The sequence below is a fragment of the Nostoc sp. FACHB-110 genome (assembly GCF_014697425.1).
Taxonomy (GTDB): Bacteria; Cyanobacteriota; Cyanobacteriia; order Cyanobacteriales; family Nostocaceae; genus Nostoc_B.
Genome location: NZ_JACJRU010000003.1, coordinates 104632 through 118204 on the forward strand (window position 1 = coordinate 104632; position 13573 = coordinate 118204).

General features: G+C 39.0%; 13 protein-coding genes. 8 read left to right on the forward strand and 5 right to left on the reverse strand.

Annotation, left to right across the window (positions count from 1 at the left end; genetic code table 11):
- Positions 1-75 precede the first annotated feature (75 nt).
- On the reverse strand, positions 76-1314 hold the full coding sequence (locus H6G69_RS04600) for an aminoglycoside phosphotransferase family protein (RefSeq protein ID WP_190682297.1): 1239 nt from the start codon (positions 1312-1314) through the stop codon (positions 76-78).
- A 789-nt stretch (positions 1315-2103) separates the two neighbouring features.
- Here H6G69_RS04600 and H6G69_RS34320 point away from each other — a divergent pair.
- Positions 2104-2229: a hypothetical protein gene (locus H6G69_RS34320; RefSeq protein WP_277883343.1), complete on the forward strand. Its 126-nt coding sequence runs from the start codon at positions 2104-2106 to the stop codon at positions 2227-2229.
- Between the two features lie 20 nt (positions 2230-2249).
- Here the strand turns inward: H6G69_RS34320 and H6G69_RS04605 are convergent, their stop codons facing one another.
- On the reverse strand, positions 2250-2567 hold the full coding sequence (locus tag H6G69_RS04605; protein WP_190682298.1) for a TMEM14 family protein: 318 nt from the start codon (positions 2565-2567) through the stop codon (positions 2250-2252).
- An 87-nt stretch (positions 2568-2654) separates the two neighbouring features.
- On the opposite strand from H6G69_RS04605, the gene H6G69_RS04610 reads away from it, so the two are divergent.
- The 5 genes from H6G69_RS04610 (at position 2655) to ilvC (ending at position 8869) form a co-directional block, all read left to right on the forward strand.
- A complete protein-coding gene (locus H6G69_RS04610) occupies positions 2655-4001 on the forward strand; it encodes an ATP-binding protein (protein ID WP_242071977.1) in 1347 nt (448 codons plus the stop codon).
- A gap of 43 nt (positions 4002-4044) precedes the next feature.
- Positions 4045-5316: a tellurite resistance TerB C-terminal domain-containing protein gene (locus tag H6G69_RS04615; RefSeq protein ID WP_190682302.1), complete on the forward strand. Its 1272-nt coding sequence runs from the start codon at positions 4045-4047 to the stop codon at positions 5314-5316.
- 91 nt (positions 5317-5407) lie between these two features.
- Positions 5408-6736: an ATP-binding protein gene (locus H6G69_RS04620; protein WP_190682949.1), complete on the forward strand. Its 1329-nt coding sequence runs from the start codon at positions 5408-5410 to the stop codon at positions 6734-6736.
- A gap of 115 nt (positions 6737-6851) precedes the next feature.
- Entirely contained in the window at positions 6852-7718 is an 867-nt protein-coding gene (locus tag H6G69_RS04625; protein WP_190682304.1) for an aldo/keto reductase, read from the forward strand.
- A gap of 155 nt (positions 7719-7873) precedes the next feature.
- Positions 7874-8869, forward strand: a complete 996-nt coding sequence (ilvC, locus tag H6G69_RS04630; protein WP_190682307.1) for a ketol-acid reductoisomerase — start codon at positions 7874-7876, stop codon at positions 8867-8869.
- Positions 8870-9065: 196 nt separating this feature from the next.
- On the opposite strand, the gene H6G69_RS04635 is transcribed toward ilvC, so the two are convergent.
- Both H6G69_RS04635 and H6G69_RS04640 read right to left on the reverse strand, forming a co-directional pair.
- The gene (locus tag H6G69_RS04635) at positions 9066-9299 is read right to left on the reverse strand and encodes a hypothetical protein (RefSeq protein ID WP_190682310.1); all 234 of its coding nucleotides are present in this window, start codon (positions 9297-9299) and stop codon (positions 9066-9068) included.
- Between the two features lie 32 nt (positions 9300-9331).
- A complete protein-coding gene (locus H6G69_RS04640) occupies positions 9332-9568 on the reverse strand; it encodes a hypothetical protein (RefSeq protein ID WP_190682313.1) in 237 nt (78 codons plus the stop codon).
- Between the two features lie 470 nt (positions 9569-10038).
- Here H6G69_RS04640 and H6G69_RS04645 point away from each other — a divergent pair, with 470 nt between their 5' ends.
- Positions 10039-10860 carry an EndoU domain-containing protein gene (locus H6G69_RS04645; RefSeq protein WP_190682316.1) on the forward strand — a complete coding sequence of 274 codons (822 nt, stop codon included), beginning with the start codon at positions 10039-10041 and terminating at the stop codon, positions 10858-10860.
- Entirely contained in the window at positions 10829-11053 is a 225-nt protein-coding gene (locus tag H6G69_RS04650; RefSeq protein ID WP_190682991.1) for a hypothetical protein, read from the forward strand. Before H6G69_RS04645 ends, H6G69_RS04650 begins: the two co-directional genes overlap by 32 nt.
- A gap of 78 nt (positions 11054-11131) precedes the next feature.
- On the opposite strand, the gene H6G69_RS04655 is transcribed toward H6G69_RS04650, so the two are convergent.
- Complete coding sequence (locus H6G69_RS04655; RefSeq protein ID WP_190682318.1) at positions 11132-13546, reverse strand: AMIN domain-containing protein; 2415 nt, start codon at positions 13544-13546, stop codon at positions 11132-11134.
- Between the last annotated feature and the right edge of the window lie 27 nt (positions 13547-13573).

The window sequence follows — 13573 nt, forward strand, 5'->3', positions numbered from 1 at the left end:
ATGAAGTATGAAGTATGAAATTTTATACTTTAGGCTACTGCATTTTTACTAAGTAAAATGACAAATGAGTAAGTTTTAGCATCCACGGAGACGAGTCTTTGTGTAGTATAAAGGAATTAATTTTTGCTCTTTTTGGGGTTGATAAATTTGATGCGGTTCTGCCATAGTTACCACAATAGCTGATTCAGAAACGCCAAAAATAGTGGCTACAGATTTATCAGGGGTAGTGAGTAAGTCTTGTGCGACTTGTAGCGCGTACATATCAGCATTATCAAATTGCTGTTGAAATTGAATTTTCGCTTGTAATTGATGAATTAATCCTAGTCCAGCAAACTGAATGACTCGTGCTATAAAATCTTGCCGATGTTCTAATATTGCCGGAAATTCCTGAAAATATGCTTGGATTAAAGCTAGCAATGAAGGTTGAATAATTTCTAGGGGTGTGATTGCTAACTGTAAGGATTCTTCTAAATCTAAGATAGGATCTACTACCAAGCTAGACAGCCAAATATTGAGGTAACTAGCGATTAAAGTTCCTAAATCAAATGCGGGATCTCCCCACGCGCAAGCTTCCCAATCGATTAATTTTACTAGACAATTATCTAATTTATCCCAGCGAGAATGTAACAAAATATTGTTTAATTGCAAATCATTGTGAGTTAAACAACATGGTTGCCATTCATAAGCTAAATCTGCGATCGCAGATTCTAAACTCTCATATCTTTGATAGAAAGTATAAAATTGTAATGCTTCTTCAGGAACTGCACCAAAAATCTCGGGAGTAAGTGATTCTATACCCTGTGCGGGGTTGTAAAAATGATAGCGAAACATTCCTTCAGGTGCAGTTAACATAAAATCCCGATATTCTCGGCGTTGAAAAGTCGCGCGATGTAAACTTGCTATTGTTGTACCGATAGCTGTGGCAATTTCTACTGGGTAAAGATGATGATTTTGATAAAAATCTTGGAGTGCGAGATAGTCACTTAAATAATTGCGGACAAGTATATAATTTTCTGCATCATAATGTACTACTAATGATGCGATCGCTTCAATATTACCTAACACAGGAAACTTGCTCAGTAGTTGCTGAAATAGCCACTCATTAAAAAATTCGTGGGGATGATTCTCATTAGCTAAACGATTTTCTTGCTTAATGAGTAGTTTGTGATTATCTGCCAAAGTCACTCTTAAATTGAAATTCTTTTTGCTACTTCCTGGCAACTCAGACTTATCTGTTATGCCATCTTCTAAGCTACACAGTCCTGCTGCTTGCAAATACTGAATAACATTTTGAGAAGATAGTGATAATAACATATATTATTTCCTACTCGTAAAACTGCTGAGAAAATCAATTAATTACTGTCAGAATATTTTTTACTTTGCGAGTTTAAGTAGAGTGCTGTAAGTGCCTGGATATAAGTAATTTTGTGCATAAATTACTAATACATTATTTATGAAATCTAAAACTGCCATAATGGCAAAAAACATATTTATGTTTTCTTGAAAAAATACTAGTTTTAAATGCAAATATTTGATTGTTTGATTTATTCACCAAGATTAAGTATTAGTGTTGTAATAGTTACTTTTTTTCAAATCAATTTTAATTTGATAAATTAAATACAAATGCTATAGCAAAATATGAGTATTCATTACTCAGTCAACATTTAAAATCACTCTAAAAAAATCTTTGTAGAAATTAATTGCATTCGCAGCCGAGTCCAAGCAGAAAATCCCTGGCTATTCAAAAGCTAAACTCGCGGTTCTACCCAAAACTGCAATCATTAAGATGCAATATTATTTTTATTTATCATTAGTTAATTAACAAAACCGGATGGTTTAGAAGAAGATAATGAATTTTCTATCATCAAATATTATTATTTGATGACATTTACGCGATCGCAAAAATTTAATCTAAGCTTTTGTTTACTAGTACAGGTTGGCGGAAATAAACAGACCACACTTCGACAAAGCTCAGTGACCATCTGAAGTTGCTAAAAGGTTTGTGGTCTTACTATTTTCACATCTTGCACCTAGCCCCAGCGAATAGAATTCGCGGCTATACAAACGAAGTCCGCCTATGCGGACTAACTCAATATCAAGGGTTTGGAACCCGCGCAGGCGGGTTTTGTCTGTGTAGCCGCGACTTCAGTCGCAGGCGTGCAAGATATGTGTATTGTTTCTTTTTACTTTTGCCTTGTTGTACTAGCGATCGCCACAGATGTAAAATAATATAAATGTACTATCAAAGATTACAGTACCAAAAGCTGATGCACCATTACAACCAGTGCCAAAACACCTAAACCAGTCATCAACCCGGCTGGCATTAATTTACGTGTCTTCGCTAACCTTCCAGCAAACACAACTACCAAAACACCAGTTACCACAGCAGCCAAAATCAACCCCCAGCTTTGCCCTTGGAGTTGAAAGTAAGCAGCTAAAATCAATAACAAACCGCTAACAATACCACTAATTAGAGAAACCTGACTACGAGCCTGAACATAACCAATGATGCCACCAACAATTGCTAAGATGCCGTAGGCAAGAGCAGCAATTATACCTAAATTCATTGTTAAGCCCTATGTAGATTTTGACTTTCCTGCCAAGGTCGGCAGACAATTTACCATAGCTATTGAGCTACATCACCTTGTTGATTGATGGATATTTCAGCGATGCCAACGGCAAGTCCTTCATCCTATACCCAGGTTCAATTCCTCCAGCGTCAAGCAGCATCTCTTTTACTCTACCAATCTGTTCTCCAGAGCGAAGCCGGGATCGCTTTTTTAGAACTGTTGCAAGCAATACGTTACACTGATGCCGATGCTAGAGGCTGTCTTCAAGCCTATGGGAATTACTTTCACGCCTTGGCAGCGCGAAATCAAAACTGGGAAGACTATTTAATTTCGCAAATACTGTTTTGTGAAAATCCTTTTAGCCAACAAGCGCAACAAAAAGACTTTCAGGAGTTACCGCCAGCTTTAGTAGCCGCAGCCCAGAATGATTTACATATATTACAAAGCTTGTATGAATGCAGCAGTGCTTGTTTAAGCCAGTGGGTGCAAGCTGTAGCACATTTACCTGTATCCCCTGTTGTCTGGTATCAAGAACACAATGAGGAGGATGTCAACACTCAACAAACCTTTTATTTACAACATTGGGAAAACTGGGCTGATGCAGTACCAGAGTTAGCCACTTATTACCGCAAATTTGGTGCAGGGATATTTGCCGAATATCGCGCCTTGCGTTGGCACAGTGGACAGTTTATCGGCATACCTCACCCTGACCCCATTAAGCTGGGTACATTGGTAGGTTATGAATGGCAGCGTGATGCTTTATTGAAAAATACCGAGTTTTTATTAGCTGGTGAAACTGCACTGCACGTATTACTTTATGGTAGTCGCGGTTCCGGCAAATCTTCCTTAGTCAAAGCCTTATTGAACGAGTACGGAGAACGCAACCTCCGCTTATTAGAAGTCACAAAATCTGACTTACAAGACTTACCCAAAATTGTAGAACAGTTACGCGGTTTACCACAAAAATTCATCATCTTTGTAGATGATTTATCCTTTGAAGAAGATGATGATGCCTTTAAAGCCTTGAAAGTAGTTTTAGAAGGTAACTTAACCGCCAGACCACAAAACGTAGTTGTCTATGCTACTTCTAACCGTCGCCATTTAATTAGGGAGTATTTTGCTGATAGACCCGCACCCAAAGACCACGAAGAAGTCCATGCTTGGGATACCATGCAAGAGAAATTATCGTTTAGCGATCGCTTTGGTTTAACCCTAACCTTTGAGCCAGCAAATCAACAGACATATTTAACAATTATTCGTCATTTAGCAGCACAAGCTAAAATCAATATCAGCCCAGAAGATTTAGAATATCAAGCATTACAGTGGGCAACTCGTCATAATGGTCGTTCTGGACGTACCGCTAGGCAATTTATTGATTTTTTAAAAGCAGATATGTCCCTCTTGAATCCAACTAACAATCAATCTGATTAATGATGAATTCCGCATGAGATTTACTTTGCTAAAAACCAGCAATATGCAAGCAGTAATACTAAGTAATAGATTTCTCTTGGGCATAGTTGCCTTTAGTGTCAGTTTTGGTCTCAGCCTCGTTCCCAACTGGGATTTTGGTAGAGCCTTTCTCACAGCTATAATTAGTGTACTAGCTACTTATGCCGCGGCGTTATTTGTCGATAAACGGCGGAGAAACCATGAAATGCTAGTACTATTAACACTGCGTAAACGTATCAAAGAGCAAGAAGCATTAAAAAATCGCATTTATCGAGAAATTAAACAAATCGAAGAGCATCGTAGTTTAATTTATGCCGAGTCGCAGCAATTACAAAATCAAATTAATGAATCTCGTAACCAACGAGACAGCCTGCATCGAGAGTTAGGTAATTGCGCTAGCCAAAAAAAACAATTAGAAACCGAAGCTAACAACCTTAAAAATACCATTCAAACACTAGAAAAAACTCACACCGACCTCAGTAATAGTTGTGCTAATCTGACAGCAGAAAAACGCCGATTAGAACTAAATAGTAATGTTCTCCGGGCAGAAATGGCCCAGTTACAAACACAAATTGAGACACTGCGACAAGACAAAGCAGAAATTGATAACAGCTTAACTTTGCTTGGACGGCTAAAACCTCAACTCGAAGAAAAAATGTATGAATTGAGAATTGAAATTCAAGAACTAGAAATTCTAATTAGCCAACAAAATCAAATATTAACCAATACCAATACAGAAAAAAATATTATTGTCAATAATATTACAGAATTAAATCACCAAATCGCCGCCAAACAATCAGAATTACAACAATTAACCGGACAGATTTCAGTTCTCCACAGCGAACGCGATTTATTGCAAAATCAAGTTTGGGAACTCTTACAACAAACAGAAACTTTTAATTTAGAAAATATCGCTGACAATATTGCAACGGAAGATGAAATTGAATTATTTCCCTTTGCTGACTTAATTGCACCTTCAGAAGAAATCAATGAAAATTTACCAGAAGAATGGACTAATTTGTTAGAAAAATTACCAGGTCACGAAATCGAAGTTCTCCGAGCGATTATTCAAGAAGATAATCCCAAAGCTATAATTAAACAGATTGCCGAAGCCAATATTACAATGCCCAATCTCTTAATCGACTCTATTAATGAACGTGCTAATGATGCACTTGGGGAATTAATCATTGAGCCAGGTGAAGACACACCCGAAATTTATCAAGAACATCAAGCCAACGTCAGAAAAATGCTTGCTATGTATCAAGACCTCATGGGTAGACCTGCCTCATCAAATTAAAGTCTGCTATCGTAAAATGGTGAGTAACTGGGCATATACATAGCTATAACTCTATATGCCTCTGCATTCAACCTCCGGTAAAGTGAAATACATGGCAAAGCTCAAAATCTCGAAGAAAATTTCCACTGCTTTAATTAATTCCCTCGGTGCGGGAGTAGTACCAAGATTAGGAGTTGAACATATAGCAGTCGGTCGAGAAAATGAACTTAAAAGCCTGATACAAAACCTCGATGACATTGCAGAAGGTGTAGCAGCATTTCGCTTTATTATTGGTAACTATGGTTCAGGTAAAAGCTTTATTCTACAAATGATTCGCAACCGTGCAATGGAGCAAGGTTTTGTAGTAGCTGATGCTGATTTATCCTATGAACGCCGCCTCGCAGGTAGTAACAATGAAGGTCTAGCAACCTATAGAGAATTAATGAGTCATCTTTCCACCAAAACTCGTCCTGATGGTGGTGCAATAGTCTCAATTTTAGAAGGTTGGATTAATAAAATTCAGCAAGAAGTTGCTAAAGAAACAAATTTACGCCCTACTGATGAGGGGTTTGATGACCAAGTTGAAGCCAAAATTAGAGAAGTAGTTCACTATATTGAAGACTTAGTTCACGGGTTTGATTTTGGTAACGTCATTATTGCTTATTGGCGTGGTTATCGGTTAGATGACGATAATTTAAAAAATGCAGCATTGCGTTGGTTACGTGGAGAATTTAACACCAAAACAGAAGCCAAAGCAGCTTTGGGTGTACGTGTAATTATTGATGATGAAAGTTGGTACGATTACATTAAATTATTAGGCAAATTTGTGGCAGAAATAGGTTACAAAGGTCTTTTAGTTTTATTGGATGAAGCAGTAAATTTATATCAAATCTCTACTACAGTTACCAGAGAAAAGAATTACAATAGACTGCTAGCAATGTTTAACGATACGATGCAATGCAAAGCCGAGCACTTAGGTATTTTTATAGGTGGGACAACTAAGTTTTTAGAAGACCAAAATAGAGGTTTATTTGCCGATCAAGCATGGCGTAGACGCACAAAAGAAAGCCGCTTTGCCACCCAAGCTAATGTTCAAGAGTTTTTAGGGCCTGTAATTCGATTAAACCCGTTGAGTCAAGTAGAAATTTCGACACTTTTACAACGTCTCACAGAAATTCATACAACTCACTACGGTACAGAAAAGCCGTTAAATAATAAAGAATTACAAGAGTTTTTACAAGAAATTGTTAACCGATTAGGTGCAGAAGCCTTACTAACGCCCGGTGAAATTGTGCGGGATTTTATTAGTGTATTAAATATCCTGCATCAAAATCCTCAAATGTCATTTAAAGAATTAATTCATGGTTCTCAATTCCAGCCTACAACGGTAGGTAAAACTGTAGGTGTTGATGAAGATGATGCCGCAGAATTTAGTTTGTGATTAATTATTAGACTCTCTGCGCCTGTGCGTGAATTATATCCCTATCTCTAGATGAATACCAAAATATGCCTGACCCGTTTATATAAGTAATAATGTAGTCAGCAAAAACTAAAAGATGGAAACAACACAACTAGGAAAAACAGGTGTATTTGTCAGTGCAATTGGTTTGGGTGGAATGCCGATGTCGGTATATAATCGTCCTCCAGAAGCCCAATCAATTGAAGTTATTCATCGGGCTTTAGATTTAGGTATCACCTTTATTGATACGGCTGACTCTTACTGCAAGGATGAATCAGATAAGCACCACAACGAGAAATTAATTCATCAAGCACTTACTAGCTATCAAGGTGATGTAAGTCATGTAATTGTCGCCACCAAAGGCGGTTTGATGCGTCCCAATGGTAACTGGGTAAATAATGGCAACCCACAACATCTACGTGAGACTATTCGTGTCAGCTTTGAGGCTTTGGGAGGCAAAACACCTATCGATTTGTGGCAATATCATTCCCCAGATCCGCAATATACTATTGAGGAGTCCCTTGCACCTGTCAAAGAAGCCGTAGATAAAGGTTTGATTCGGTTTGTGGGTGTGTCTAACTTCTCGGTAGAACAAATTAAAAAGGCGCGGGATGTGGTGGATATTGTTTCAGTGCAGAATCAATATAGCCCGTGGCAAAGACAGCCAGAAACTGATGGTGTGTTGCACTACTGTGAACAAGAAGGATTAACTTTTTTGCCTTGGAGTCCTTTTGGTGGCCGTCGTCGCCATCAAGATTTGCAAGATATTGCAGCGATCGCCCAACTAGCCAAAGCCAAAGGTGTATCGGTATACTGTATTGTGTTGGCGTGGTTACGTTCTAAATCACCCAGTATCTTACCAATTCCTGGCGCCAGCAAAATTTCCAGCATTGAAGACTCGATACGCGCCGTTGATATTAAACTTTCGCCAGCAGAAATTCAAAAAATCGATCAAGCAACGTAATTTCAGAAATAAACTTCAAGGGGCGTTAAAATCTGTTCCCATTTCCCTACTATAAATTCAATCTTCCATAATGTATCTCTAGTTACTCAATTTGGGGTAAGATCAAAAGCCTGCCAATAAATAATTGAAGATGCTTGCTGACAGGAGATGCTTCTATGGCCCGGATGTACTATGACGAAGATGCCAATTTAGACCTTTTGGCCGGAAAAACTATTGCTATTATCGGCTATGGTTCCCAAGGTCATGCTCACGCCTTAAATTTAAAAGATAGCGGTTTGAATGTGATTGTTGGGCTATATCCGGGCAGTAAGTCAGCAGAAAAAGCCCAAGCTGCTGGGTTAACCGTGAAGAATGTCGCCGATGCTGCTAAAGCGGCTGACTTCATCATGATTTTGTTACCGGATGAAGTTCAAAAAACAGTTTATAAAAACGAAATTGAACCTAGTTTAGAAGCTGGAAATGTTTTAGCTTTCGCCCACGGTTTTAACATTCACTTTGGACAAGTTTTACCACCTGCTGATGTTGATGTTGTGATGGTTGCGCCCAAAGGCCCTGGTCATTTAGTGCGCCGGACTTATGAACAAGGGCAAGGCGTACCTGCGTTGTTTGCAGTGTATCAAAATGCCAGTGGTCAAGCACGCGATCGCGCAATGGCTTATGCTAGAGGTATTGGCGGCACTCGTGCTGGTATTCTCGAAACCACATTCCGCGAAGAAACCGAAACCGACTTATTCGGCGAACAAGCAGTATTATGTGGCGGTTTGAGTGCCTTAATCAAAGCTGGCTTTGAAACCTTAGTTGAAGCTGGTTATCAGCCAGAATTAGCTTATTTTGAATGTCTGCACGAAGTCAAATTAATTGTTGACTTAGTTGTTGAGGGTGGTTTAGCCACAATGCGTGATAGCATTTCTAACACCGCAGAATATGGTGACTACACTCGCGGCCCTAGAGTTGTTAACGAACAAACCAAAGCCGAAATGCGGAAAATTCTCCGCGAAATTCAATCAGGACAATTTGCTAGAGAATTTGTGTTAGAAAACCAAGCTGGTAAACCTGGTTTTACCGCTATGCGTCGTCAAGAAGCTGAACATCCCATTGAAGCAGTAGGTAAAGACTTACGGGCAATGTTTAGCTGGCTGAAAAAAGTTTAAACTTATCCCACATTCTATAATTTTAGAGACGCGAAATTTCGCGTCTCTATTTATATTTCATCTCTGGTAAATCTTTTTTTAGTAATTAATCCTGTAACTCAATACAGTTCAGTTAAGGCAACAACTTAGACTGGTGTAGGTTGGGTGGAGGAACGGAACCCAACATTGACGCATACTTTGTTGGGTTACGCTATCGCTACACCCAACCTACTATTCTCTTAACTGAACCGTATTGTCCTGTAACTGTCACTCCATGTTCAAAAACATTACGAATCATGGCAGTGCGTTTAATTAAAAAATAACCTGATAAAAATGCCAGGGGAATCGTTACAACAAAGAAGAAAGCAACTATACAACCAACAGTTAGCAAAAACAGCAACAAAGACCAATAATCAGTACCTACAACTCGCCAAAATGAAGGTTGTTTCATAGTCATCTCACTTCATAATCATCTTCATCTAATTAGTTACGTTTTTGTGATAACCGTTCTTGCTTGTGGCTTTTTACAGTGAGTAACCACTTTTGACCAACATCTGTGAAAATTTGAATTTCTTCATTAGTTAAAAATTGATTTTCCGGCTCTGAAGCTAGAATATAAGCTAATTTAGCTGCTTTTTCCGACTCTACGCCATATTTCACCAATTCTGTCTGAAATAAATGTTCTTTCGCTTTCACCAAAATCGCAATTTGTCGTGGCATAAATTGTTATTTTTTCCAGCTAATAATTGTGAAAATTCAGAGATTTATTTTTAATTATGCAAATAAGTTGCATAACTACAAACATTAGGAGATATATATTTAATTATCGAAAAAATTAGACAATTTTATTTCTTCACTTCTTTGTTAGATATCATAAAAGTGTCTGATTTTTTTAGGGGAAAATTCAAAAAGTATGAGCTTTTAAAAAGTTCTACTTTATATTACTGAGGCTATATTCTAATGTAAGCAGCAAATACACTGTTTTTTAGTGATGCATAGAGGTATGATATCAGTAGTTTTGCGTTAACTCAGATCACTCTAGATATTGGATTTTAGTAAGTGTGATTAATACGCTTTTTAGTCCTTTATCTGTCACAATTCTTGTTCAAATTAAACCTAGCACTCACACATTTATTACCAAACTTTTCGCCATTAGAAAAAATCTCAGTAATTTCATCTAAACTGCTTTTATGAACACAAAAATATCATCTGTAACACTACTTGCTTCCCTACATATATTAGTATTAACTGGCTTTATAGGATTACAAAATACTGTTTCTGCTCAGGCTCAATCTAATCAATTATTGCCATTTTTTGACGATGTTGATAACCCAGTTCCTGTTCACTTTCCCAGAGGACAGAAATTAGACATCACACCAAAACCACCAACACTCAATTCCTTTGATGAAGCTGTTTTAAAAACCTGTGGCCCCATCGGTACAAAGGTGAGTCCGGCTCAATTTAAACAATTATTATCTTCTCACCCACAGGTACTACAAAAAATTCAGCAAGCCAGTGACGGAGAACTACGTCCTGGCAGACGCAAGCCAGACCAATTTCTCGCAGATTTAACCAATATATGGTCTAAACAACGGGGATTTACACATATTTTTTGTGGAGAAATCTATAACGCTAATGATATTGGTGGCTTACATTTTTATGGTAGATATTTACAATTACAACAACAAGGAATTGGCGGTAGGCTACCAAATAATTCCAGACGAGAAGAAGTTGTACCTGGTGTAATTTACACAATGGGAGTAGTAATTCAACAACAAAATAGTAGAGTTACAGATGTCATTAAAGGCTATGGCTATCTGAGCAATGCTGAAGAAATGCTCACAGATGCAACCAGAGCATTTAAGCGTCAAGGCAATAAAGAAGGAGCCTGTATTTATAATGTCCTTGACCAAGACACAAAAGTAACTTTTCCTACAGTTTTTGTCAGGAAAGATAAGGCAATTGTTACATTTTATCCTGATGCGACTCCCCAAGGCGCAAGGTGTAGATAATAGTTCATACCCAGTTGTAGTCTCAGTACCTCGTCCGGCTTTAGAAGCTTCTGTTCCTAGTTTAGTAGAGTTATTTGATGGGGTAGAAGATACAAAGGTAAGAAATGAATGGCAAAAAGCTGCGATCGCAGCTTTATGCTTAATTTTAGTCGTCGATGCCCGTCAACGAGATAGAGCCTCGATTGCAGCTTAATTATTCAAATAAATAGGGACACAGCGTTACTGCGTCCCTAAAAAGTAAATTGATTCTACACACTGGAAAACACAAAACTTATCGCTTAGGTAAACTTAAGCCACGGCGCTCAAGAATTTGCCGTACCTCTGGGCTAGGAGTATAGTTATAGCCGTAAGAAGAATTTTCCGAATCATCCATCACTTGAGGTGTGAGCAACACAATTACCTCATTACGTTGATTACTCTTGTTGGTTTTTCTAAACAGCGAACCAATCAGTGGTAAATCACCTAAGATAGGAATTTTAGAGACGCTAACTCTATCTTGGTCTTGAATAATACCTGAGAGAATTAATGTTTGACCATCACGCAAACGAATCAAGCCAGAAGTAAGAGAGCGTTCAGAAACTAAAATAATTTGTCCATTTCCTGTATCTGCAGAACCTGAGGGTGAACTGACAGTAGGCGCAACCGATAAAGAGACAAATCCATTATCGTCAATTCGCTCAATTTTGACGTTTAAAGTTAAGCCAACTTTTTGTTTATCCACTTGTCTTTCGGTTCTCGAACCACCTGCATTGTCAGTAGTTTGGATAGTAATGTTTCCTACTACTTCTTGGGTTAAGTTGACAAGAGCTTGTTGACCTTCTTGGACAATTAAAGTCGGGTCAGTCAAAATCTTGGCGTTCCCACTTGTGACTTGAGCTTGCAAACTAGCTAGAAAACGTTTAGGAAACTGGTATAAAGTCGGCAAAGAGGTAGTCGCTGTACCCAGAGTACCTTGGGTAACAGTAGATGAGCCATCGGAGTTTCTGGTGATAACTGTGTCTGTTGCTGGTGTAATACTAGTAAAACCCGGTTGTAAAGGATTTCCACTAGGTGCAATAGGTTGATAGAAAGTAGCCGAACCAGGATTGGCAATTCTAGTAATGTTACCGTTGGTATCTACGACTATCGTACCTGGGCTAGTTCCGGGAATAGATACAGTATTATTAGGATCTAAAAATGGTGTTCCTGTAATTGGGTTTTTAATTACTGGTGTACTGGTGACACTACTTGCCGCTTCAGAACTGGTAGCTGGACGAGAACCACCAAAGTTAAAAGATGCCGCACCACCATCATTCACAAAAAAGTTGTTGCCAACACCAAAGGAAAAACTAGTATTACTGTTATGTGTGTTTAAAAGGTTAACATCGATAATCTTGACGTTAACTGCCACTTGACGACGACGAACATCTAACTGAGTTAGTTGTGCGATCGCCATATCAATCTGTTTCGCCGGGCCAATCAAAGTTATAGAATTAGTACGTTCATCTCCTAAGGCCTGTAGACCTCGTAGTAAAGGTGTTGTGTATTTAGACTCTTCCAGTGATAGACGTTCAATTTTAGTTTCTGTAGTTGTCTGACTTTGAGTCACTGGGGTAGCACCATTCCCTACAGGTATAGCAGTTACGTTAGTCACCTGCCTTTCTCGGCTGACTGCACTTTCCGCACCCATCCCCACTAAAAAGTTCAACGCCACACCCACATTGACCTGATTAAGTCGCAGACTACGCACAACAACATCGCGGGTAGAATTCGGTAGCTTCGGCCCAACAAAAACTGTACGGCCATTACGGTTAGCTTCTAAACCACTCAAACGCAAGACATAGTTAAACACATCTTGCACTGGCTCGTTTTCTATATCCAAAGAAATTGTTTGGCCTGCCTGTCCATTAGCAGGAGCTTGCTGACCTGATGGGTCTGAACTGATATAAGCCAAGTTCAAATTAGCCGCACGCGCCAACAAAGACAAAACCTCGCGTACTGGTGCATCTCTTAACACCAGTCTAGGAACACGTTCTTGTGTTCCTAAATCAATTACACTCGGCGATGCATCTGTAGTCGAAACTGCAATATCTCCTACTGGCGGGGCAACCGCTCTTGGTAAAAAAGGCGGAGCTTGGTTTGCTGGTTGACCAGGGCCAGCAACTTGAGCAGGTCTACCATCAATAGTAATTTCCGGGTTAGGAACGAGAACATCTGGCTTTTGATTGGGTTGAACTGGCACTGGCACATTTGTAGATGGCGCAGCTGGTGTTGTCGGCGTTGGGACTGATGCTGTAGTACCTGCCGATGGTGTAAAAGCCAGAGTAATTCTGTCATCTTTGCGCGCCACAGGTTGACCACTGGGTGCATTGTTACTACCTGTGACTATGACCCGAATACTATTAGCATCCAACTGAGTAACCTCAACAGACGCAATTCCTGGTGCTGGGTTGTCTTGCCGAAAACTCTTACCTTGAGGCAGGCGCAGTTGGGCGTTAATAATATCCGAAACTAAAGCTTTCCCTCGTTTCGTGGTGAATACTTGGGGGCGAGAACCTGAAGATGTTTTTAAAACAACACTAATACCACCATCAACAGGATTTAGCTTGACTTCATTAACTTGAGTAACCTGCGCCCACACTGGTTGAGCTGCTAAAAATGTCAAAGCAGCACCCAATATTAAGCTATTACCGTGAAGCTGTTTCACGTTCATTCCTCACTTTATCAACATTTT

Coding starts and splice junctions, on each gene's coding strand:
- H6G69_RS04605 (WP_190682298.1), bottom strand. CDS start 2,567: ATGAATTTAGGTATAATTGCTGCTCTTGCCTACGGCATCTTAGCAATT.
- H6G69_RS04615 (WP_190682302.1), top strand. CDS start 4,045: ATGCAAGCAGTAATACTAAGTAATAGATTTCTCTTGGGCATAGTTGCC.
- H6G69_RS04650 (WP_190682991.1), top strand. CDS start 10,829: ATGCGACTCCCCAAGGCGCAAGGTGTAGATAATAGTTCATACCCAGTT.
- H6G69_RS04600 (WP_190682297.1), bottom strand. CDS start 1,314: ATGTTATTATCACTATCTTCTCAAAATGTTATTCAGTATTTGCAAGCA.
- H6G69_RS04625 (WP_190682304.1), top strand. CDS start 6,852: ATGGAAACAACACAACTAGGAAAAACAGGTGTATTTGTCAGTGCAATT.
- H6G69_RS04610 (WP_242071977.1), top strand. CDS start 2,655: ATGGATATTTCAGCGATGCCAACGGCAAGTCCTTCATCCTATACCCAG.
- H6G69_RS04640 (WP_190682313.1), bottom strand. CDS start 9,568: ATGCCACGACAAATTGCGATTTTGGTGAAAGCGAAAGAACATTTATTT.
- H6G69_RS04645 (WP_190682316.1), top strand. CDS start 10,039: ATGAACACAAAAATATCATCTGTAACACTACTTGCTTCCCTACATATA.
- H6G69_RS04635 (WP_190682310.1), bottom strand. CDS start 9,299: ATGAAACAACCTTCATTTTGGCGAGTTGTAGGTACTGATTATTGGTCT.
- ilvC (WP_190682307.1), top strand. CDS start 7,874: ATGGCCCGGATGTACTATGACGAAGATGCCAATTTAGACCTTTTGGCC.
- H6G69_RS04620 (WP_190682949.1), top strand. CDS start 5,408: ATGGCAAAGCTCAAAATCTCGAAGAAAATTTCCACTGCTTTAATTAAT.